The sequence below is a fragment of the Streptomyces sp. NPDC020845 genome (assembly GCF_044334165.1).
Lineage (GTDB): Bacteria > Actinomycetota > Actinomycetes > Streptomycetales > Streptomycetaceae > Streptomyces.
In genome coordinates this window covers 239,802-261,895 of record NZ_JBIRSJ010000001.1, presented here as the reverse complement: position 1 = coordinate 261,895, position 22,094 = coordinate 239,802, and the positions used below count along the sequence as shown (strand labels likewise).

General features: G+C 68.4%; 13 protein-coding genes. 6 read left to right on the top strand and 7 right to left on the bottom strand.

From position 1 onward, the window contains the following. Window positions 1-46: 46 nt before the first annotated feature. The 7 genes from ACH4U7_RS00920 to ACH4U7_RS00890 form a co-directional block, all read right to left on the bottom strand. Window positions 47-1,186, bottom strand: coding sequence for an acyl-CoA dehydrogenase family protein (locus ACH4U7_RS00920; RefSeq protein WP_398525904.1), 1,140 nt, complete (start codon window positions 1,184-1,186; stop codon window positions 47-49). Next, window positions 1,183-1,950 carry a class II aldolase/adducin family protein gene (locus ACH4U7_RS00915; RefSeq protein WP_398525903.1) on the bottom strand — a complete coding sequence of 256 codons (768 nt, stop codon included), beginning with the start codon at window positions 1,948-1,950 and terminating at the stop codon, window positions 1,183-1,185. The genes ACH4U7_RS00920 and ACH4U7_RS00915 overlap by 4 nt, the downstream gene beginning before the upstream one ends. Window positions 1,951-1,957: 7 nt before the next feature. Then, window positions 1,958-2,803, bottom strand: a complete 846-nt coding sequence (locus ACH4U7_RS00910; RefSeq protein WP_398525902.1) for a dihydrodipicolinate reductase C-terminal domain-containing protein — start codon at window positions 2,801-2,803, stop codon at window positions 1,958-1,960. Continuing rightward, window positions 2,793-3,059 (bottom strand): acyl carrier protein, encoded by a 267-nt coding sequence (locus tag ACH4U7_RS00905; protein WP_398525901.1) that lies wholly within the window; start codon window positions 3,057-3,059, stop codon window positions 2,793-2,795. The genes ACH4U7_RS00910 and ACH4U7_RS00905 overlap by 11 nt, the downstream gene beginning before the upstream one ends. 20 nt (window positions 3,060-3,079) lie before the next feature. After that, entirely contained in the window at window positions 3,080-4,564 is a 1,485-nt protein-coding gene (locus ACH4U7_RS00900; protein WP_398525900.1) for a class I adenylate-forming enzyme family protein, read from the bottom strand. A 35-nt stretch (window positions 4,565-4,599) separates the two neighbouring features. Then, window positions 4,600-6,033 (bottom strand): hypothetical protein, encoded by a 1,434-nt coding sequence (locus ACH4U7_RS00895; RefSeq protein ID WP_398525899.1) that lies wholly within the window; start codon window positions 6,031-6,033, stop codon window positions 4,600-4,602. A 146-nt stretch (window positions 6,034-6,179) separates the two neighbouring features. After that, a complete protein-coding gene (locus ACH4U7_RS00890) occupies window positions 6,180-7,475 on the bottom strand; it encodes a condensation domain-containing protein (protein ID WP_398525898.1) in 1,296 nt (431 codons plus the stop codon). Window positions 7,476-7,720: 245 nt separating this feature from the next. Here ACH4U7_RS00890 and ACH4U7_RS00885 point away from each other — a divergent pair, with 245 nt between their 5' ends. The 6 genes from ACH4U7_RS00885 (at window position 7,721) to ACH4U7_RS00860 (ending at window position 22,088) form a co-directional block, all read left to right on the top strand. Then, window positions 7,721-8,740, top strand: a complete 1,020-nt coding sequence (locus ACH4U7_RS00885) for an asparagine synthetase A (protein ID WP_398525897.1) — start codon at window positions 7,721-7,723, stop codon at window positions 8,738-8,740. Continuing rightward, window positions 8,737-10,137 (top strand): glutamate synthase-related protein, encoded by a 1,401-nt coding sequence (locus ACH4U7_RS00880; RefSeq protein WP_398525896.1) that lies wholly within the window; start codon window positions 8,737-8,739, stop codon window positions 10,135-10,137. Before ACH4U7_RS00885 ends, ACH4U7_RS00880 begins: the two co-directional genes overlap by 4 nt. Then, a complete protein-coding gene (locus tag ACH4U7_RS00875) occupies window positions 10,121-19,129 on the top strand; it encodes an amino acid adenylation domain-containing protein (protein ID WP_398525895.1) in 9,009 nt (3,002 codons plus the stop codon). The genes ACH4U7_RS00880 and ACH4U7_RS00875 overlap by 17 nt, the downstream gene beginning before the upstream one ends. A 32-nt stretch (window positions 19,130-19,161) precedes the next feature. Beyond that, entirely contained in the window at window positions 19,162-19,812 is a 651-nt protein-coding gene (locus ACH4U7_RS00870; RefSeq protein WP_398525894.1) for an NADPH-dependent FMN reductase, read from the top strand. 425 nt (window positions 19,813-20,237) lie between these two features. After that, entirely contained in the window at window positions 20,238-20,711 is a 474-nt protein-coding gene (locus tag ACH4U7_RS00865; RefSeq protein WP_398525893.1) for a helix-turn-helix transcriptional regulator, read from the top strand. 123 nt (window positions 20,712-20,834) lie between these two features. Continuing rightward, entirely contained in the window at window positions 20,835-22,088 is a 1,254-nt protein-coding gene (locus tag ACH4U7_RS00860; RefSeq protein ID WP_398525892.1) for an MFS transporter, read from the top strand. The last annotated feature ends 6 nt before the right edge of the window (window positions 22,089-22,094 follow it).

Genomic DNA, 22,094 nt, shown 5'->3' with positions numbered 1-22,094 from the left:
GAGATGTGGAGGATACGGAGGGGGCGGTCGCGGTCTTCACAGGTCGTCACAGGGACTGGGCGATGGCGATTCGCTGGATCTGGTTCGTCCCCTCGAGGATCTGGAGGAGCTTCGCCTCTCGCATCCAGCGCTCGACCGGGAAGTCCTGGGTGTAGCCGTAGCCGCCGAGCACCTGGACCGCGTCGGTCGTGACCCGCATGGCGGTGTCCGTGGCGAACAGCTTGCACTTCGCGGCTTCGGCGGAGATGGGTTTGCCCTGGTCCTTGAGGGCGGCCACCGAATACAGCAGCGCGCGGGCCGCCGCGATCTGCGTGGCCATGTCGGCGAGCAGGAAGGAGAGGCCCTGGAAGGAGATGACGGGCTTGCCGAACTGGGTGCGTTCCTTGGCGTACGCGGCCGCGTGGTCGAGTGCCGCCTGGGCGAGGCCCACGGCACACGCCGAGATGCCGAGGCGGCCGTGGTCGAAGACATGGGCGGCCACGAGCATGCCCCGGTTGCGGCGCCCGATCATGCGCTCGTCGGGGACCCGTACCCCGTCGAACGCGATCTGTGCCGTGGGCAGTGAGCGCACCCCCATTTTCCGCTCATGGGCCAAGGGGCGCAGGCCCTCGGAGTCCGCGTCGACCAGGAAGCAGGACAGCCCGCTCAGGGCGGATCCTCCGGTGCGGCAGTACACGTTGTAGACATCGGCGACACCGGCGTGGCTCACCCAGGCCTTGGTGCCCGAGATCACGTGGTGGCCGTCGTCCGCGACCGCCTTGGTGGACATGGCGCCCAGGTCGGAGCCGGCTTCCGGCTCCGACATGCAGTTGGCGGCGAGGAGTTCGCCGCTGAGCATGCGCGGCAGCAGTTCTCCCCGCAGCCCGTCCGTTCCGAACCGGGCCAGACCGTGGCAGGCCAGCACCTGGAGGTGGACGGACTCCGCGACGGCCAGCCAGCTGCCGGCAAGCCGCTCGATCACCCTCAGATAGACGGTGTAGCTCTGCCCGCCGCCACCCCACTGCTCGGGGAACGGCAGCGACATCAGCCCCTGCTTCCCCAGGAGCCGCACCAGGGCCTCGGGAAACTGCCCGTCCTCCTCGAACCGGGCGGCCCGCGGCTCCAGTTCCTCCCGGGCGAGCTCGTCGACGAGCGCGAACAGTTCCCGCTGCTCCTCGGGCTGCTCGGCGGCTGAGCGGCCGGTCACGCGGCCTCCCGGGCGGCCTGGGACGGCCAGTCGGCGGCTTCCGGCCAGCGGCGGTTCACCTGTCCGACGGCGTGGTCCCAGTAGGAGCGGACGGAGAGATCGGCGTAGATGAAGGCCCGTTTACCGTCCACGTCCTCGAGTGAGGAGGAGTGGTAGCCGCCCGGTACCTGCTCGGCCATCAGCTGGAGGCGGCAGGCGCGCTCCAGGGTGTGCGCGTGCACCGTCGCGTGTCTGATGGACTTGCCGACGATCACGCCACCGTGGTTGCGCAGCAGTGCCGCCGGGTTGTCACCGAGGGCGTCGGCCACCTGCTCCCCCGTGGCAATGTCGAGGATGGTGTTGCTGGTCAGCGTGTAACGGGGCAGCCGGCCCTCGAAATAGGCGCCCTCGTGCGATACGGCACGCAGGGCCAGGTCGGTCGCCCCGAACACCAGGGTGTGCGGGGCGTGGCTGTGCACGATCGCGTTGACATCGGGACGCGCCCGGTACACCGCTTGGTGCAGCGCCAGCTCCGGGGGCGCCAGCGCGGGGGCCTGTGCGGCGGGATCGACCGGCGCGACGATCACGTCTTCGGGTACGCACTCGTCGAAACCCTTGAGCGCGCCCTTGATCAGCATGTAGTCCGCGCCGGGCGCCCGGGCGGAGACCTGCCCCTGGTTGAAGTCGTCATGGCCGCCCAGCGACAGTGAACGTGCCGCGACGGCGACATGGGCCCGCAGCCGACGGGCGAGGGGCGGCAGCGTGGCCGGGGTTTGCTGGGTCACGTATGTCTCACGTTTCTGCGAAGGACGATGCTGTTGCGGGCGATTCCGTGGCGGGCGATTCTGCGGCGGGCGGTTCTACGGCTGGCGGTTCTACGGCGGGCGGTCGCTCGCGGTCCGTGTCATGGGTCGACGCGAAGAACAGTCGGTCGTAGACCTGCTTGACCGTGACCAGACCGGCAGGGGCGCCATGGGCCCAGGAGGCGACGGCGAGCGCGCCAGGTGCCGCCGCCGACAGGTCTCGTACGTCGTGGTGCAGCCTCAACGACTCATGCGCGAAGTCGAGTTGCACCGCGTGTTCGCTGACCGGATGGCCGGCCCGGAAGGATGCCACCTCGTCCACGGCCGCCCCACCCGCGTGCGCCTCCCAGGTGGCGGCCAAGGAGCGCGCCGACGCGCTGGGGCGGTCCCGCTTGGCGCGGGTGTGCCGCTCCAGGAGGCTTACGCATGGCAACGGCATGGCCGACGCGCGGAGGAGCCGTCCCGCGACGCCCAGCAGATGGTCCTGGAGCCAGTGGCCGAGCGACAGGTTGACCGCGCGGACCACCGTCACCGATCCGGCGAGCTCCGCCAACAGGGGGTCGCCGTCAGAACCGATGTCGGAGGCACAGGCGATGAGCGACGAGCCCGTCTCCCGGCAGTACACGGCCGTACGCGGAAGCACCTCGCCCCGCGACGCGTCGATCACCACGGTCGGCGGCTGCTCAGCCTTCCACGCGCCACTGTGCGCGGTCATCACGACCGGGACGTCGCGCAGGGCGCATTCGGCCACGATCCGTGAGCCGAGCCGGCCGGTCGCGCCGACCACGCCGATCCGAAGCCCCGGCCCGGGCGCGCTCCGCTGGTCAGGCGGCACCTGCGATCCCTTCGGCGGCCATGTACTCCACGATTCCGGGGATCGTCTGCATAAAGGTGGTGTCGCCCTCCAGATCGACGTAGATGCCGAACTCGGTCTCGATCGAGTCGATCAGGCGCAGATACGACAGCGAGGAGAGCCCCTTCTCGGCCAGCGTCTTGCCGTCGGCGAGCGCGGAATCCGGGCTGAGCGTGCCCTCGCTGGCCTCCTCTACCAGTTGGGCGACGCGGCGGGCGAGGGTCTGGTCGTCGGGCATGGGTGATCTCCCTCAGGAAGTCAGGAAGTGACAGCGGAATCGGTGGCCTTGTGGAACAGCTCGCGCGCCGCGCTCATCCGCGGCTTGCCGACGCCCGTCGTCGGGATCTCGGGCACGACCACGACACGCTCGGGCACCTTGTACGAAGCGAGCCGTTCCAGGCACCGGCCGCGCAGCGCCTCCTCGGTCAGCCCCTCGGGGCCGCTGACGACGGCGGCGAGCATCGGATCGCCGTTGCGCTTGTCCACGGCGAAGACCACCGCTTCCGTGGCACCGGACGCGAGCAGTACGCGGCGCACCTCCACCGAGTCGATCTTGCGCCCCCCGATGTTCAGCCGGGACCCGGCCCGGCCCGAGAGGTGGAGTCGGCCGTCCCGCAGGCTGCCCAGGTCGTGGGTGGCGTAGAAGCCGTCCCGGTCCAGCCGTGCCTCGAAGGCGCCGGGCGCGTTCAGATAGCGCGACCCCATGGAGGTGCTGCGCACCCGGATCTCGCCGGTCGCGCCGGTGCCGTCGCCGAAGACGAACTCGACTCCGGGCAGGGGTCGGCCCTGGCCGTGGGCCGGGGCCGGGAAGGGGTCGAAGGTCAGCGGCCCTGTCTCGGCGACACCGTAGTAGTTGCACACCGCGAGGCCGTGCCGGGTGCGCAGCTCCTCGGCCGTCGTGGGCTTGAGCGGCGCCGCCGACGAGAGGGCGACCTTCAGCTCGGCGAGTTCGGGGATGGGCTCCGGGCGGCGCAGCAGGGACTCGTACAGGGCGGGGAAGCCGGTGAGCCGGGTCGGCCGTATCTCCCGCAGGAAGCGGATCACCTGTCCCGAGGTGGGCAGACCGGACGGCAGCCACAGCGCCGCGCCCGCGAGGAAGGCCGCCAGCAGCGAGGTGTTGAACGCCAGCCCGTTGAAGAGCCCGGCGAAGCACAGAATGCGGTCGTCGGCGCCGAGACCGGTCGCGTCGCGCCAGGACAGGGCCGCGTTGTGCACTGCCGTACCGGAGAATTCGATACAGCTGGGCGACCCGGTCGAGCCGGAGGTGAAGCGGCATACCTCCGTCGAGGCCAGCGGCTCGGGGCGATCCACCGTCGGCTCTCCCACGCCCGGGGCCGTACGGGTGAGCGCGTAGCCGCCGGAGGTGACGGAGCCGGACGGTTCGATTCCCGGGTGGAGGGGGCGGTCGTGGACGACCGCGTCGATGCCGCAGCCGGCGACGACGGCACGGACCTCCTCCGGGGCCAGGGCGGGGTCGAGCAGGAAGGGCAGGGCGCCGGCGCGCAGCAGGCCCACATAGGCGACGACGTACGAGGCCGAGTTGGCGGCGAGGATGACGACGCGCGGACGTGTCCCACCTCGTGCCACCGCCTCGCTCCACCAGCCGTCGAACTCGGTGCGGAACTCCGCGGCGGCCGTGTCGAGTTCGGCGTACGTCAGCCGACGCTGTGTGTCGGCGACGGCGAGTCGGTCCGCGTGCTGTGTCAGGAGGTCGGTGTAGACCTGGTTCAGCACCCCGGGCATGTCGTTCCTCCGAGTCCGTGGTCCGATTGGGTGGCCTATTCGCCGTGCGCGTACGCGACTTGGGCGCGGTCGTGTTTGATCGAGCCGGCCTGGTCGACGCCGAGCGCCAGCAGGTACAAGGGCTCGTCCCCGGCCGACAGGCCGGCGAACTCGCGCCACAGATCGGGGTCGTAGCCGCCGATGGTGGTGATGGCCACGGAGTTCCGTCCGGCGCCGAGATAGAGCAGATGCGCGCCGCACGAGGCGCGGAACACGGCGTCGCGCAGATCGCGCGGGCCACCGGAGAAGAGCTCGTCGCGGGGGATGTGGAACAGCACGAACCCGGCCGCGACCCGTGCGTTGGCCTGGCCCATGCAGGAGCGGACCAGCAGGTCCAGATCGCGGAAGCGGTCCGGCACGGTCACGCCGATGCGGCTGCCGCGCAGGGCTTCCGAGCACGCCTTTGCCGTGGTCCCGTCGTGCAGCAGAAGCGTCGCGCGCACTCCCCGATCCGGCGTGGCTTCGGCCAGATCGGCCGGAAGCGGGGTGTCCAGTGCCCCCAGCGTGCGCAGAAGTCCGTGCGGTTCGGGCGTGTCCCCGGAGAACCGCTTACAGGACTGTCGGCGCCGGGATGCCTCACGCCACTGTGCGAGCGGGATGCCCCCGGAGGCCGAAGGGCGCAGCCCGGTGGCCACGGGGGCGGCGGTGTGGAGCAGTGTGGACGCGGCGAACGGCTGCGAGCTGTCGTACACCGCCGCCGAAAGCCCCGACCAGCACACCCCCTCCAGTTGGCCGGTGCCCGCGGGGTCGTCGTCGCCCGCCATCCGGAACGTCGCCCAGTCGCCGCTCTCGCCAAATGTGTGCGGCCGGCCGATCGTGACGATGGAGTGCACCTCGCGGTGGGGCAGCCAGGGTGCGACGGCGGCCCGGATCTCGGCGCGAGGGCCGTGCAGCCGCAGCACGGCCGGTCCGTCCTGGAGCGCGGTACCGAGCAGGTTCGTGGCCGCGTGTCCCGTGTCCAGCTGCGTGTAGAGATAGCCGCGCGAGCCGTACTTGCGCATCGACAACCAGGGCCGGGCCAGGAGGATGACATGCGCCACCGGCTCCCCGCCGTCCGGCAGCCCCGCCGGCCGCAGCAGCTGCCCCAGGCGCGTGGCCGGTCCGCCCAGGCGCACACAGGTACGGCGCAGCAGGTCCATCCAGAACAGCGCGGGCCCCGGCGAGTCCCCCGGGCGGTCACCCTCGTCCACCAGCACCAGGACGTCGTACGGATAGATGGCCCCGGCCGACGGCACCTGGCGCCCCTCCTGCGCGGGCCGGCCGAGAAGCGCGTCGGTCACCACCCGCACCGCCTGCCGCAGCCCCTGGCTCCGCGGTTCCTCCACCTCGAGCCGTGGGACGGGAGGGAGTTCCGTCATATCCAGCCAGGCAGCCAGTAACCGCTCGTCGGGCACGGCGCAGGTATCCGAGTTGAACGCAGCAGAACTCACTGAGGGACCTCGATGCCATTCATAGCAGTGAACCGGTATATGCGTGAGAGGGTGATATGTTGTCGCTCAGCAAGCTACTTGAGTCGCCTATCTCCGATCGGCAGTTTCATCGGCAGATTGGAGGGCAGCTTCGCCCCCTCTCGGGGTTACCGTTTCCCGGTCCGTGGCCCGTTCCGTAGCTCGCGCGCCTCCGACACCAGCACCTCATGAATTCCCAGCAGCAATTCCGACACCAGCTCCTCGCCCACCTGCCTGCCCCGGAGCCAGATGGTCAGTGCCGCTGAACCGTCTTCGATGAAGCGGGTGTGGAATTTGGGGCCGATCGCCGAGACCTGCTGGTCCCACTTCACCACCGGCACATCACTTTCCTCCGCGTCCGCCACTCCAACCGCCGGGCGGATCATGTAGTTGAATGCCCACACCGGTTCGGGGTCGACACTGACGGAGGGGAATCGCTGCTTGATAAGACGGATCGAATCGGGATCGTAAATGCCCATACGGTACGCCAGGAACGCGGCTTTGTTGACGGCCTGTGCGAGCTCCCCGAAGTCGGCGCCCGGGTCGGCGTCCAGACAGCCGGCGGCCCATTGGTTCATCGAGGTCACATAGCTTCCCCAACGGGCGTTGCCGCGATTCGACGACTGGAGCCGAAGTGGCACCGAAGGCAGCCCGCACACCCGGGCCACCGCCCTTGTGTAGGCGGTCAGAAGCACGGACGCCTTCGGAAGGGAGAGCCGGTCCGCCAGCTGCTGGGCCGCCGTCTGCGCCGCTGTCGACCGAACGGCGCCCTGCACCACATGAGATGGGCGTTCGGTCGAGGTGGAGCGGGGCTCCGGGAGCTCGGCCGAGGCGGCGAGTACCTTCTCCCAGTGCCGTTCGGCCGCGGTGCGCCGGGCCTTGAAAGCATCGCCCCGCTGCTCCTCGGCCATGGTGATCAAGCTATAGGAATCCGCCCGGTCGGATAGGGATCCGGGATCGGCCAGGGCCTTTTGGAATTCCTCCCTGAGGATCCCCTGGGACCAGTTGTCCGCCGCCAGGTGATGGTGCGTGAATACGAGGTGCGTTGCCACTCCGGAGCGGCGGATGACGCGGCCTCGCCACCCAAACTCACGGGTCAGGTCGAAGGGCGCGGCCGCCATGCGGCGGGCGGTCTCCTGTATATCGTCAGCGGCCTCTTCCGACACATTGAGACCGGACAGTGAATCCGGTTCATGAACCAGCTGAACGGGATTGTTGGGATCGCTGAGGTCGTATGTCGTACGCAGGGAAGGATGGTGGTGAGCCAGCCCCTTCAGGGCATCCTTGACGGCTGCCGGACCGGTCCCCTCGGGCAATTCCCAGACCGCCGAAATGTTGACCTCGTGCCAACGGGATCGAGGAAGTCTCTGGATGTCGCGCCACAGTGAGATCTGCCCATAGGAAAGCGGGCCGGAAAAAGGCATGGAGGTGACCCTAGGCGGTGCGATCCAGCCGGTCAAGGGCGTTGAATCTGCCGGTCAATCTTCCCCTGCAACTGCCCCTTGGCCGCGCGGTGCTGCCGGTACTTTCTTGAAATTGCTGTCCCTATCGCGTAATTGGCCACGAGGATCCTCAGTGGGGAGCAGAGAAGGTTCGACTGCCCGGCGTCGCAACGGGAATCGCTGCCCGTCCAGCCAACCCAGTCCGCCATGTCCGCAAAGGAATGAACATGCCCCTCAACCCGTCGCCCACGGCCGGACAGGAACAGGCCTTCGTGCCTCCGCAGCCGCATGAACACCTCACCTCCGCCACCACCAGGAACATGCTGCTCATCCAGAGCGCCCTGCTCCAGGGCGCCCGGGAATACCTGTGCGACGAAGGCTTCGTCGAGCTGCTGCCGCCGGTCGTCGGCCCGGTCACCGACCCCGGCTGCCGTGGCGCCAAACAGGTCGACATCGACTACTACGGTCGCCGCTACAAGCTGATGACCAGCGTCATCTTCTATAAACAAGCCGCCCTGCTGGCCCATCCCAAGATCTTCTACATCGCGCCCTGCGTCCGGCTGGAGCCGTTCACGACCTCCTCGACCCTGCGCCACCTGACCGAGTTCCACCAGATCGACGTCGAGGCGGCGGACACCTCGCGCGAGGAGATGCTGGAGATCTGCCAGGGCGTCGTACGCGGCGCGCTGCGGCGCGTCATCAAGCAACTCCCCCATGTGCTCGATGAGTTGGGACGCGATCCGGGGGCCCTCACCGATCTCCTGGAGCAGTCGTTCCCCAGTATCCGGCATATGGACGTGGTGGAGACCCTGCACAAGCTGGGCCATGAGCAGAATCCCGACGGGGAGATCGACTGGGAGGGCGAGGCGCTGATCTCACGGCAGCACACCCGCCCGTTCTTCATCACCGACTACCCGAAGGGCTCCCGCGGCTTCCCCGACCGCGAGAGCCGTACCCTCCCCGGCCGGCTCCGCAACTTCGACCTGGTGGCTCCCGAGGGCTACGGCGAACTGTGCAGCGGCAGCGAACGCGAGGGCGACTACACCCGGGTCATCGAACGGATGCGGGAGACCGGCGAGAATCCCGCGAAGTACGAGTGGTATCTCAAGACGTTCAAAGAGGGCGGCATCCCGCAGAGCGCCGGTTTCGGCCTCGGCGCTCAGCGCCTGACGCGCTATGCGGCCGGACTGCACTCGGTGTGGCAGGCCAGCGCCTTCCCGAAACTGCCCGGGGTGATGGCCCCATGACGCGGCTGAGCGCTCCGGGGCTGCCCGAGGAGGCCATCCGCGAGCGTGCCCGCGTCGGTCGCGAGGCGGCCTTCCCGCCGCGGGCGTCGTACGGGCGACGGCTGTTCGGGGCGACGGGCCAGGAGGCGACGAGGCAGGAGGCGACGAGGCAGGAGGCGACGGGGCAGACGGCCGGCCGAGGGCACGACGCCCTCGACACGCTGCGGCTCGTACCTCCCGTCTTCATGCCGCAGCGCCTGGAGAAGCTGGTCGAGCTCGGCCGCGAGCCCGTCTACCAGGACGTCGCGCTCGACAGCGCCATCGGAGGGTTCCGCTCCCCGCTGCCGGTGTTCATCACGGCCTTCGGCTCCACCCGGGCGGCCAGTGGCGACCTGGGCGTACCGCTGAGCCGCCAGGCCGCCAGGCTGGGACTGCCAATGGTGATCGGCGAGAACATCGTCCCCGTCAACGGCTACGGCCGACTCGCGCAGACCCCGGACAGCGCATCGCTGTTGGCCCGCATCAGCGCCTACGTCCAGGAGGTTCCGGAGGGGTACGGAGGTGTCGTCGTACAGCAGTGCACCGAGGACGCCGACGCCGAGGTGTGGAACCTCGTCTACAGCGACCCGGCCGCCCAGCCCCTGGTCGAGACCGGCAGGCTGGCCTTCGAGCTGAAGGTCGGGCAGGGGGCGAAACCCGGTCTCGGTGGGATGACGGTGGTGGATCGCTCGACCGCCGAACAGCTCAGGGATCACTATGAGCTCGACGCGGTGTTCGGCCCCGGGGCGGCCGGCCCCACAGCGGCGGAAACGGCGACGGGCGGGGATACCGAGGGCGCCTCGCTGTCGTATCTGCGCAGCAGCAGCCCCGGCACGTTCACCGAGGAGATCCTGCGCCAACAGGTCCGGCTGCTGCGCAACAACTATCCGCAGGCACGGATCTGGGTGAAGCTCCACCCCGGCCGGGATGTCGCGCAGGCCGCCACGGTGGCGTGGCGGGCCGGGGCGGACGCGGTCACCGTCGACGGTGCGGAGGGAGGCACCGGCTGGGCGCCCCTGGCCTTCCTCGACGGTGTCGGACTGCCACTGGTCGAATGCCTGCACCGCATCGGGTCCCCCGCCGGGGACCTGCTGGCCAGCGGCCGTATATGGGAGGGCACCCGAGCGGTCAAGGCCATCGCGCTCGGCGCCACCGCGGTCGGCCTCGGCCGGGCCGCCCTGCTCGCGGTCGACGAGGACACCGAGAGCGGCCTGGAGCGGTTCGTCGCCTGTCTGGCCCTGGAACTGCGGCTGCTGATCAGCGCGCTCGGGAAATACAGCCCGCGGGCCGTGGGGCGGGAGGACGTCTGGCCCACGCCCGATCCGGCGGCTCGCCCCGGTCATGACGAGCAGAGAAGCCTCCATGACGAATCCGTTTGAGCAGACCCTGCACGAACTCTTCGAAGAACAGGCGCGGTCGACGCCCGACTCCATCGCTCTGATCCACCGCGGCGACACCCTCTCCTACGCGGAACTCAACCGCCGGGCCAACCGCCTGGCCCGCCACCTCGTGCGGTCGGGGGTGCGGCCCGGGGCGGTGGTCGGCATCCACCTGGAGCGCTCGCTGGAGATGGTGGTGGCGCTGCTCGCCGTCCTCAAGGCCGGCGGCGGCTACACCCTGCTGGACCCCGGTTTCCCCGAGGAGCGGCTGCGTACGGCGCTGGCCACATCGGAGACCGCGCTGCTGATCAGCCGCGCCGGTCTGCCCCCGCTGGTGTCCGGCCCTCCCGCTGCGGGACCTGAGGTCGTCCTGATCGACCTCCCGGGCGTACGGGCAGCGCTCGACGCGCAGCCGGACGCAGACCTGGGCCGAACCGCGTCGGCCGAACACGTGGCCTGCGTGATGTTCACCTCGGGGTCGACCGGCACCCCGAAGGGAATCGCCTCCTCGCACCAGGCGCTCGTCGGCACCTACCTCGGCCAGGACTATGCGGACTTCGGTCCCGAGCAGGTGTTCCTCCAGTGTTCGTCCATCTCCTGGGACGCCTTCGCCCTCGAACTGTGGGGCGCGCTTCTCTTCGGCGCCCGCTGTGTCCTGCTGCCCAGCTCCGAGGCGGAACCCGCACTCATCGCCGATGCCGTGGCCGAGCACGGGATCACCATGCTCCAGCTGTCCGCGAGCCTCTTCAACTTCCTCGTCGACGAGTACCCGCAGGCGTACGACGGCGTACGGATCGCCTTCACCGGCGGCGAGGCGGCATCCGTGGCACACGTCACCAAGATCGGCCGCAGATATCCGGGACTGCGCGTCGTCAACGGCTACGGCCCGGCCGAGAGCATGGGCTTCACCACCTGCCATGTGGTGGCCCCGGAGGACGCACAGGCGTCCTCGCTCCCCATTGGACGTCCGATCGCCAACAAGCATGTGCTGATCCTCGACGCCGATCTCCAGCCGGTCGCGAAGGGCGAGACCGGCGAGCTGTACGCGACCGGAGTCGGGCTGGCTCGGGGGTATCTGGGGCGGGCCGGGCTGTCGGCGGAGCGTTTTGTGGCGTGTCCGTGGGGGGCCGCGGGTGGGCGGATGTACCGGACGGGCGATCTGGCGCGGTGGTCGGCCGATGGGGTGCTGGAGTATGTGGGTCGTGCCGATGATCAGGTGAAGGTGCGGGGTTTCCGTATCGAGCCGGGTGAGGTGGAGGCCGCGTTGATGGCCTGCGCCGGAGTGGTCCAGGCCGCGGTGGTGGCGCGGGAGGACCGACCCGGGGACCGGCGGCTGGTGGGGTATGTGGTGCCGGCGGCGGGGGTGGTGGTCGACCGGGCGAGTGTGCGTGCCACGTTGGCGGCGCGCTTGCCGGAGTTCATGGTGCCGTCGGTGGTCATGGTGCTGGAGCGGATGCCGTTGACGCCGAACGGGAAGCTGAACCGGCGGGCGCTTCCGGTGCCGGAGTATGCGCCGAGGTCGGGCCGGGGGGCTGCGACACCGACGGAGGTGTGGCTGGCGGGGTTGTTCGGCGAGGTGCTGGGAGTCGATGCGTCTCGGGTCGGGGCGGAGGAGAGCTTCTTCGATCTGGGCGGACATTCTCTGCTGGCGGCCCGGTTGATCAGTCGTATCCGAGCCGGGCGGGGCGTGGAGCTGGGCATCCGTGCGTTGTTCAACGCGCCGACGGTGGCTGGGCTGGCGTTGTTGATGGACTCCGGGACAGGTGGTGCGGGGGTTTCGGGTGGGCGTCCGGTGGTGGGTGGGCGGGTGCGTCCCGAGCGGTTGCCGTTGTCGTTCGCGCAGCGGCGGATGTGGTTTCTGCGGGAGCTGGAGGGGCCGAGCTCGACGTACAACACTCCGCTGCGGATGCGGCTGAACGGCGCGGTGGATGAGGCCGCGCTGCGGGCCGCGCTGGCCGACGTGGCGGGCCGGCATGAGGTGCTGCGGACCCGGTATCCGGTGTTTGCGGGAGAGCCGTATCAGGAGATCGGCCAGGCGGTGGCGCGACTGTCGGTGGTAGAGGTGGCGGTTGGTGGGCTTGAGGGGGCGGTGAGGGAGGCAGAAGGGTACTGCTTCGATCTCGCGGCGGAGGTTCCGGTGCGGGCCTGGCTGTTCCGGGAGGCGGGGTCGGGCACAGGGGTGTTGCTGTTCCTGTTGCACCACATCGCCAGTGACGGCTGGTCGGTGGGGCCGTTACTACGCGACCTAGGAAGGGCCTACCAAGCGAGGGTGGCGGGCGAGCCTCCGGTGTGGGACGCGTTGCCGGTGCAGTACGCGGATTACACGTTGTGGCAGCGGGAGCTGCTGGGCTCGCAGAATGACGCGGCGAGTATGACCAGCACCCAACTTGACTACTGGCGTGCGGTGTTGGAGGGGGCTCCTGAGGAGTTGGCGCTGCCGTCTGATCGTCCGCGGCCCGCGGTGGGGTCGTTCCGGGGGGCGACGGTCGGACTGTCCCTCGACGCTGAGGTGCATACGCGGGTGGAGCGTATGGCCCGGGAGCGGGGCGCGAGCGTGTTCATGGTGCTGCATACGGCACTGGTGGCCCTGCTGACCCGCATCGGAGCCGGGACGGACGTACCGGTGGGCTCGGTGACCGCGGGCCGCACCGATGAGTCCCTGGAGGACCTGGTCGGGTTCTTCGTGAACACCCTGGTCCTACGGACAGACACGAGCGGAAACCCGACATTCGCCGAACTCCTGGACCGCGTACGCGAGGTGGACCTGGCAGCGTACGAACACCAGGACGTGCCCTTCGAGCGAGTCGTCGAAGAACTGAACCCGACACGGACCGCGGGCCGACACCCGCTGTTCCAGGTCATGCTGGTCCTCCAGAACAACGCACGCCCCGTACTGGAACTGGGCCCGATACGCACAGCGCCCGAACCCATCACCGCACGTAATGCGAAATTCGACCTGTTCGCCGAACTGGAAGAAACCTTCGACCCACAAGGCCACCCAACCGGCATCCACGGAGCACTCGAATACGCAACAGACCTCTACGACCAAGCCACCGCAGACCGCCTCGCACAAGCCTTCACCCTGCTCCTGAACACCGCCAGCGCCCAACCCGAGCTCCGCCTGAGTGACCTCCCCCTGACCGACCCCGCAGCGCAACAAGCCCAGCTGGCGGCATGGAACAACACCACCCGCACGTACCCGCCCACCACCCTGCCCGCACTGTTCGAGGAACAGGCCGCCCGCACCCCCGAACACACCGCACTCATCCACGACAACCACACACTCACCTACCGCCAACTCGACGAGCGGGCCAACCAACTCGCCCATCATCTGCTCTCGCTGGGCGTGGGTCCGGAGGACCGTGTCGCCCTCGCGCTGCCCCGTACCGAGCTGGCGATCGTGGCTGTGTTCGCTGTGCTGAAGGCGGGGGCAGCGTATGTGCCGATCGACCCGTCCTATCCGCAGGACCGCATCGACTACCTCCTCGAAGACACTCGGCCATTACTGATCCTGTCGACACGGGGCGCAGCCTCGGCTCTCCCACGCGGAGCGTCCGCGTCGATCCAGCTTCTGGACGACGCGGCCTTCGCCGATGCCCTCGCGGACCGGCCGACCACGACTCCGACTGACGCCCACCGTGTGCGCGAGCTGAGGCCGGGCAACTCTGCCTACGTCATCTACACCTCGGGTTCCACCGGCCGCCCCAAGGGCGTTGTCGTCACCCATGCCAATGCCACCAACTTCGTGCGCTGGGCCGTCGATGAATTCGGTGCGGAGGGCCTGGCGCATGTGCTGCTCACCACGTCGTTCAACTTCGACGTATCGGTCATCGAGATGTTTGCTCCGCTCATATGCGGCGGCACCATCGAGATCCTGCACGACCTGTTGGACCTCGCCGACCGTGGCTCCGACGCACATCGCCATGTCAGCTTGATCAGCGCCGTCCCGTCCGCCCTGGCCGGTGTCATCGCGCACTCCGATGTCGATGTGACGGCGGAGACCGTTGTGCTCGCTGGTGAGGGGCTGCCCGCAGCGGTGGCGACCCACATCAGAAAGGCGCTGTCGGCCCGTCGGCTGATGAACGCCTACGGCCCCACCGAGGCGACGGTGTACGCCAGCACTTGGTGGACGCAGAGCGCCGACGCGGCATCCCCGATCGGTCGTCCGGTGGCGAATACGCGGATGTTCGTGCTGGATGCGGAGTTGCGGCCGGTGCTGCCGGGTGTGGTGGGCGAGTTGTATATCGCGGGTGCTCAGCTGGCTCGGGGGTATCTGGGGCGGGCTGGACTGTCCGCCGAGCGTTTTGTGGCGTGTCCGTGGGGGGCCGCGGGTGGGCGGATGTACCGGACGGGCGATCTGGCGCGGTGGTCGGCCGATGGGGTGCTGGAGTATGTGGGTCGAGCCGATGACCAGGTGAAGGTGCGGGGTTTCCGTATCGAGCCGGGCGAGGTGGAGGCCGCGTTGATGGCCTGCGCCGGAGTGGTCCAGGCCGCGGTGGTAGCGCGGGAGGACCGACCCGGGGACCGGCGGCTGGTGGGGTACGTGGTGGCGTCAGCGGGGGTGGCGGTCGACGGGGTGGGCGTGCGTAGCGCGTTGGCCGCCCGGCTGCCGGAGTTCATGGTGCCGTCGGTGGTCATGGTCCTCGAGCGACTGCCGTTGACGCCGAACGGAAAGCTGGACCGGCGGGCGCTTCCAGCACCGGAGTACGCGGTGGCCGGGTCGAGCCGCACGGCTGCCACACCAACAGAAGCATGGCTGGCGGAAGTGTTCGCCGAGGTACTGGGGGTGGACGCGAATCGCATCGGGGCGGAGGAGAGCTTCTTCGATCTGGGAGGCCACTCCCTCCTCGCGGCCCGGCTGATCAGCCGCATCCGCACCGGACGAGCCGTGGAACTCGGCATCCGTACGCTGTTCAACACGCCCACAGTCGCCGGCCTGGCCGCGCTCATCGACTCCGGGACAGGTGGTGCGGGGGTTTCGGGTGGGCGTCCGGTGGTGGGTGGGCGGGTGCGTCCCGAACGGTTGCCGTTGTCGTTCGCACAGCGGCGGATGTGGTTTCTGCGGGAGCTGGAGGGGCCGAGCTCGACGTACAACACTCCGCTGCGGATGCGGCTGAACGGCGCGGTGGATGAGGCCGCGCTGCGGGCCGCGCTGGCCGACGTGGCGGGCCGGCATGAGGTGCTGCGGACCCGGTATCCGGTGTTTGCGGGAGAGCCGTATCAGGAGATCGGCCAGGCGGTGGCGCGACTGTCGGTGGTCGAAGTGGCCGCCGGTGAGCTTGAGGGGGCGGTGAGGGAAGCAGAAGGGTACTGCTTCGATCTCGCGGCGGAGGTTCCGGTGCGGGCCTGGCTGTTCCAAGAGGCATCATCCGGCGAGTGCGTGCTGGTGCTGCTGTTGCACCACATCGCCAGTGACGGCTGGTCGGTGGGGCCGTTGCTACGCGATCTCGGAAAGGCGTACCAAGCCAGAGTCTCGGGCGAGCGTCCGGGGTGGGATGCGATGCCGACCCAGTACGCGGACTACACGTTGTGGCAGCAGGAGCTGCTGGGGTCATCCGAGGATCCGGCGAGCGTAGTGAATTCCCAATTGGCCTATTGGCGAAAGGCCTTGGAGGGGGCTCCTGAGGAGTTGGCGCTGCCGTCTGATCGTCCGCGGCCCGCGGTGGGGTCGTTCCGGGGGGCGACGGTCGGACTGTCCCTCGACGCTGAGGTGCATACGCGGGTGGAGCGTATGGCCCGGGAGCGGGGCGCGAGCGTGTTCATGGTGCTGCATACGGCACTGGTGGCCCTGCTGACCCGCATCGGAGCCGGGACGGACGTACCGGTGGGCTCGGTGACCGCGGGCCGCACCGATGAGTCCCTGGAGGACCTGGTCGGGTTCTTCGTGAACACCCTGGTCCTACGGACAGACACGAGCGGAAACCCGACATTCGCCGAACTCCTGGACCGCGTACGCGAAGTGGACCTGGCAGCGTACGAACACCAGGACGTGCCCTTCGAGCGAGTCGTCGAAGACCTGAACCCGACACGGACCGCGGGCCGACACCCGCTGTTCCAGGTCATGCTGGTCCTCCAGAACAACGCACGCCCCGTACTGGAACTGGGCCCGATACGCACAGCGCCAGAACCCATCACCGCACGTAATGCGAAATTCGACCTGTTCGCCGAACTGGAAGAAACCTTCGACCCACAAGGCCACCCAACCGGCATCCACGGAGCACTCGAATACGCAACAGACCTCTACGACCAAGCCACCGCAGACCGCCTCGCACAAGCCTTCACCCTGCTCCTGAACACCGCCAGCGCCCAACCCGAGCTCCGCCTGAGTGACCTCCCCCTGACCGACCCCGCAGCGCAACAAGCCCAGCTGGCGGCATGGAACAACACCACCCGCACGTACCCGCCCACCACCCTGCCCGCACTGTTCGAGAAGCAGGCCGCCCGCACCCCCGAACACACCGCACTCATCCACGACAACCACACACTCACCTACCGCCAACTCGACGAGCGGGCCAACCAACTCGCCCGCTGCCTCATCCTCCGAGGGGTCGGCCCAGAACGGATCGTCGCGGTCAAGCTGCCCCGCTCCGTCGAGCTGGTTGTCGCGCTCTACGCGATTCACAAGGCGGGGGCGGCGTATATGCCGATCGACCCGTCCTATCCGCAGGACCGCATCGACTTCCTCCTCGAAGACGCCCAGCCAGTGCTGGTCATCGATGAGGGAACGTATGACTCGCTGAGCACACAGCAGGTGCCGGCCGCTGTGCGACTGCCCTCGCCGAGGGAGATCGACCCGCGGAGCCTCGCTTATGTCATCTACACCTCGGGTTCAACCGGCCGTCCCAAAGGCGTGGTCGTGCCGCATTCAGGCATCGTCAACCGACTGGTGTGGATGCAGGACCAGTACGGTCTGGACTCCGACGACCGAGTGCTGCAGAAGACGACGTCGAGCTTCGACGTCTCGGTGTGGGAGTTCTTCTGGCCGCTGGCCGTGGGAGCCACGCTCGTCCTGGCCAAGCCGGAGGGGCACAAAGACCCGGGTTACCTGGCGTCGCTGATCCAGCGGAAGGCGGTCACCACGCTCCACTTCGTACCGTCGATGCTCGAGGTCTTTCTTCAGCATGACGCGGCGCGAGGCTGTACGGGGCTGCGGCGGGTCTTCTGCAGCGGTGAGGCTCTGTCGGGCGACCTGGCCAGGAGGTTCCACTCAACCCTGGGTGCCGAGCTCCACAACCTCTACGGGCCGACGGAAGCATCGGTGGACGTGACGCATTGGCGGTCCACACCGCTCCACACTGATGGGGCGACGGTGCCGATCGGTCGTCCGGTGGCGAATACGCGGATGTTCGTGCTGGATGCGGAGTTGCGACCGGTGCTGCCGGGTGTCGTGGGCGAGCTGTATATCGCCGGTGCGCAGCTGGCTCGGGGGTATCTGGGGCGGGCCGGGCTGTCCGCCGAACGCTTTGTCGCGTGTCCGTGGGGGCCTGCGGGCACGCGGATGTACCGGACGGGCGATCTGGCCCGGTGGTCGGCCGATGGGGTGCTGGAGTACATGGGCCGCACCGACGATCAGGTGAAGGTGCGGGGCTTCCGTATCGAACCCGGTGAGGTGGAGGCCGCGATGATGGCCTGCGCCGAAGTGGCCCAGGCCGCGGTGGTGGCGCGGGAGGACCGCCCCGGGGACCAGCGGCTGGTGGGCTATGTGGTGCCGGCAGCAGGCACGGCAGTCGACGCGAAGAGTGTGCGGGCCACGCTGGCCGCGCGGCTGCCGGAGTTCATGGTGCCCTCCGTAGTCATGGTCCTCGAACAGCTGCCCCTCACACCGAACGGCAAACTGGACCGCCGGGCGCTTCCAGCACCCGAGTACGCGGTGGCCGGATCGAGCCGCACGGCTGCCACACCAACAGAAGCATGGCTGGCGCAGCTGTTCGCCGAGGTACTGGGGGTGGACGCGAATCGCATCGGGGCGGAGGAGAGCTTCTTCGATCTGGGAGGCCACTCCCTCCTCGCGGCCCGGCTGATCAGCCGCATCCGGACCGGACGAGCCGTGGAACTCGGCATCCGTACGCTGTTCAACACGCCCACAGTCGCCGGGCTGGCCGCGCTCATCGACTCCGACACGGTCGGTGCGGGCGCCATCGAGGCGGCTGATCCGCTGGCGGTGATGTTGCCACTGCGCGCCGACGGTCATAAACCTCCGGTGTTCTGTATCCACCCGGCGGTCGGCATCGGCTGGGTCTATTCGGGTCTGCTGAGGTATCTGGACGCCGACACTCCGCTCTACGTCCTCCAGTCGCCGATGCTCTCCGACCCGACCGAGCGCCCCAGCAGCCTCGTGGAGATCGCCGAGACCTACATCCGGCAGATGCGGAAGGTGCGGTCCACCGGTCCGTACCACCTCGTCGGCTGGTCCTTCGGAGGCGGTGTGGCGCAGGAGATCGCCGCCCGGCTGCAGTCGGAAGGCGATGAGGTCGGGCTTGTCGCCGTACTCGACGGCTATCCGGTCACACCGGAGGAGCTGACGGACGAGACATCCGGTCTCGGCGCTCTTCTGGACTCGGTGGGCATGCTGCCGGCGTCGAGAGGCGCCGCGGGCGAGGGCACCGAGCAGGCCGCAGTTGATGACCGTTCGCCCGATATCGACATCAACATCGACGAGGAACGGTTTCTCAGTCTCGCGGCGGAGCCGGGCAGCCCGCTCTCGCTTCTCCCGGCACGGGCGCTCGCGCTGCTCCCGCAGGTGTTCGCCACCCATGTCGCCCTGTCCGGGGCGATCAGTGCCCGCGTCTTCCGTGGTGATCTGCTCTTCTTCTCCGCCGCGCTGGACAGAAGGGACGGATGGCCGACTCCGGATGCGTGGCGCCCCTACGTAGCCGGGGCCATCGACGTGACCGACGTACCCGTCGCACACGGAGCCATGACCGGGCCCGAGGCGCTTGCGGTCATCGGTCCGGTACTGGCGGCGCGGCTTCGAGCAACGGTATCGGCCTGAACAAACCGCGGGGCGGCGGATGTCAGAGAACTGTGGCGCAGGACGAGAAGGAGGGCAACGTGCCGGAAGCGGTTCAGGTAGTGGGAATCGGCGGGTCCAACAGGGCGGGCTCGACTGCGGAGAAGGCCCTGCGCATCGCCCTCGCCGCGGCTGTCCGCCGAGGCGCGCGAGTGAAGCTGATCAGTGGGCCCGACCTGGTGATGCCGTTGTATGAATACGCGGCGGCAGAACGGTCCGAACGGGCGAAAGCACTCATCGAAGCCGTCTCGTCGGCGGACGGACTGATTATCGCCACGCCCGCCTACCATGGCTCGATCTCGGGAATGGTGAAGAACGCACTCGACTACATGGAGGAACTGCGCTCGGACCGGCGACCGTACTTCTCGGGGCGAGCCGTGGGCTGTATATCGGTCGCCGGAGGTTGGCAGGCGTCGGCGTCGGCGGTCTCCGCGCTACGGACAACCGTTCACGCGCTGCGTGGGTGGCCCACTCCGCTCGGGGTCACGATCAATACGGAGACCACTTCGTTCGACGTCGATGGCCGGGTGCAGGATCCACAGGTGGCCGAACGCCTTGAGCTGGTGGCCGAACACGTCGTCGAGTTCGCCATGATGCGGCGGTCGTTGAGAGCGCAACAGATGAAAACACCCACGCTGCGGGAGCTTGCCCCCGCACAGATCTGACCAGCGCGGGCACTTATTGCCAAAGCCCTTGACACCCCCGCGGGCGGCACTTTAGCTTTCGGGACGACGCTCAATAATACTGATCCATGACCAGAGTGTGACCGTCAGTGGCTCAATACAGAGCAACTGAGAGCAACTGAGAGCGACCCGCGGGGAGCGTTCGAATCTGAACGGGGGACAGCACATTGGGACGGGTGGCCACAAAACCACACCCCAAGGCAGGATTAGCCGGGCGCGTACTGTTTCGCGCGCCCCGGAAGCGCCGCCATGCTGAAATTTTCTGGCGTATGTTGACTTTTTCCCCACCTCACACATGTCCCCGCCCTCGCTGATGCCCTGTCACGGAGCAGAAGCCGGGGATCGGCCTGTCTGAATCCAATGCACTAGCCCCTTGACGCGGGGCAATGTCCATGGAAGGGGATGTCGTGAGCATATCCGAGAAATCTTCCCAATTCGGGGAGATTCTTCGCGAGTATCGAATATCATGCGGAATGACACAGCAGGAACTGGCGGACTTCTCAACGCTCAGCGTGCGCGCCATCCGCGACCTTGAACGCGGGAAAGTGGCCAGACCGCGGAAGGAAACCCTGCGCCTTCTGGTAAAGGCCCTGGATCTACCCGCAGACGACCGCGAAAGATTTGAGTCGCTTCTGGTTTCGGCCCGCGGCAATCGATTCAGGTCGACCGCCGCCAACTCTCGGCAGCGAAATTCCCCGGGAAGTGCCCCTCGCGAGGAAGCGCCGGATGTGGTACTCGCATACCTGCCCGAACGGGGCACTGCGGCACCTGATGCGCTAAATGGCGGAATCTATGCGGATGTACTGAACTCCCTGGCCGCGAACTTAAATCTGACGGGACGTCACATGGCCATCGTGGTCCTCTCGCCGGACAGGGCGTGACCATTTCTTTCTTCACAGCGGCCCCCACGCCAGAAGTGCCCGCGATGGCAGCCGTATCCCGCATACGGCCGCATGACGGAGAGAACTGAATCAGTGGACAGCGAGACGAGTGCAGGGAAGTCCGTGGCAGAAGCGGCCCGTCCAGCCACCAACAAGACGGGCCGGCTGGGAAGACCGGTCTACCTTCTCACGATCTGCCAATTCCTCTATTACGCGGGCGTCAGCGTCGACCTGACCCTGACGGCCGTCGTCGGTCTCGAGATGGCACCGACCGGCGCCCTGGCGACGCTGCCACTCACCCTGATGACGGTCACCGGAACCATCGCCTCGTACGCGACCGGAATGCTTTCCGCGCGATACGGACACCGATCGGTCCTGGCCGTGGGCGCCTGCATCGCGGTGACCGGTGGTCTGGTCTCCACCCTCGCCGTCCAGACGGATTCCTTCTTCACCTTGTGCGCGGGTACGGGCATGGTCGGGGTGTACCGGTCGACGGGCGGCTACTTCCGGTTCCTCGCGGCAGACCTGGTGCCCAAGGCGTCCCGGACCAGGGCGCTGAGCACGGTTCTCTGTGGTGGCGTGGCAGCGGCGATCGTCGGCCCTTGGGCCGCGACACAGAGCAGTGGCCTCGTGGGGGCCGAGTTCGCCGGCTCCTACCTGTTGGTGTCCTGTCTGGCGTTCGCCGTCGTGCCTGTCATCCTCGCCGTACGACCGGCAACGCCTCGTCCGACGGAAGCGGATTCCGATACGGATTCCGATACGGCCGATACGGAGGAGGAAACGGCCCAAGCCACGCGCGTACGCGATGTCGTGCACACCAGTGACTTCCGCAGGGCCTTCAGCCTGCTGGCGGTGTCCACGGGCGTGATGACCATGCTGATGGCCGTCGGTCCGATCGGCAGCAAGCACGCCGGGCACTCCTTGTCCCAAGGGGCGATGGTCATCCAGTGGCACATGGTGGGGATGTTCGCCCCGGCCTTGTTCAGCGGCCGGCTGACCACCGCGTGGGGCCCTCGCTGGACCGGAATGCTCGGGGCGTCCCTGCTGGTCACAGGGGCCGGGATCGGTTCGCTTGGCACGGGGATGTCCGCGTTCATGGTGTCACTGGGGCTCGTGGGCGTGGGCTGGAATCTGGCGTACGTCTCCGGCAGCGCCTACGCGGTCCGTTGCTATCCGCAGGGAAAGGGCGGGCGGGTCCAGGCCACCATCGAGGGCAGCACCGCGTGTGTGGGCGCCATGGCCTCGTTCTCGGCCAACCTGGTGTTCTCCCAGTTGGGATGGACGGGGACGAACCTGGCGGCGCTGGTCCTGCCGCTGGTGGTCTGCGTATGGCTGGCCGTGGCCCGCACCCCCGAGCGTGAGCCGGCCGCTGCCTGAACTCGC

Coding starts and splice junctions, on each gene's coding strand:
- ACH4U7_RS00890 (WP_398525898.1), bottom strand. CDS start 7,475: ATGCCTTTTTCCGGCCCGCTTTCCTATGGGCAGATCTCACTGTGGCGC.
- ACH4U7_RS00875 (WP_398525895.1), top strand. CDS start 10,121: ATGACGAATCCGTTTGAGCAGACCCTGCACGAACTCTTCGAAGAACAG.
- ACH4U7_RS00880 (WP_398525896.1), top strand. CDS start 8,737: ATGACGCGGCTGAGCGCTCCGGGGCTGCCCGAGGAGGCCATCCGCGAG.
- ACH4U7_RS00885 (WP_398525897.1), top strand. CDS start 7,721: ATGCCCCTCAACCCGTCGCCCACGGCCGGACAGGAACAGGCCTTCGTG.
- ACH4U7_RS00900 (WP_398525900.1), bottom strand. CDS start 4,564: ATGCCCGGGGTGCTGAACCAGGTCTACACCGACCTCCTGACACAGCAC.
- ACH4U7_RS00905 (WP_398525901.1), bottom strand. CDS start 3,059: ATGCCCGACGACCAGACCCTCGCCCGCCGCGTCGCCCAACTGGTAGAG.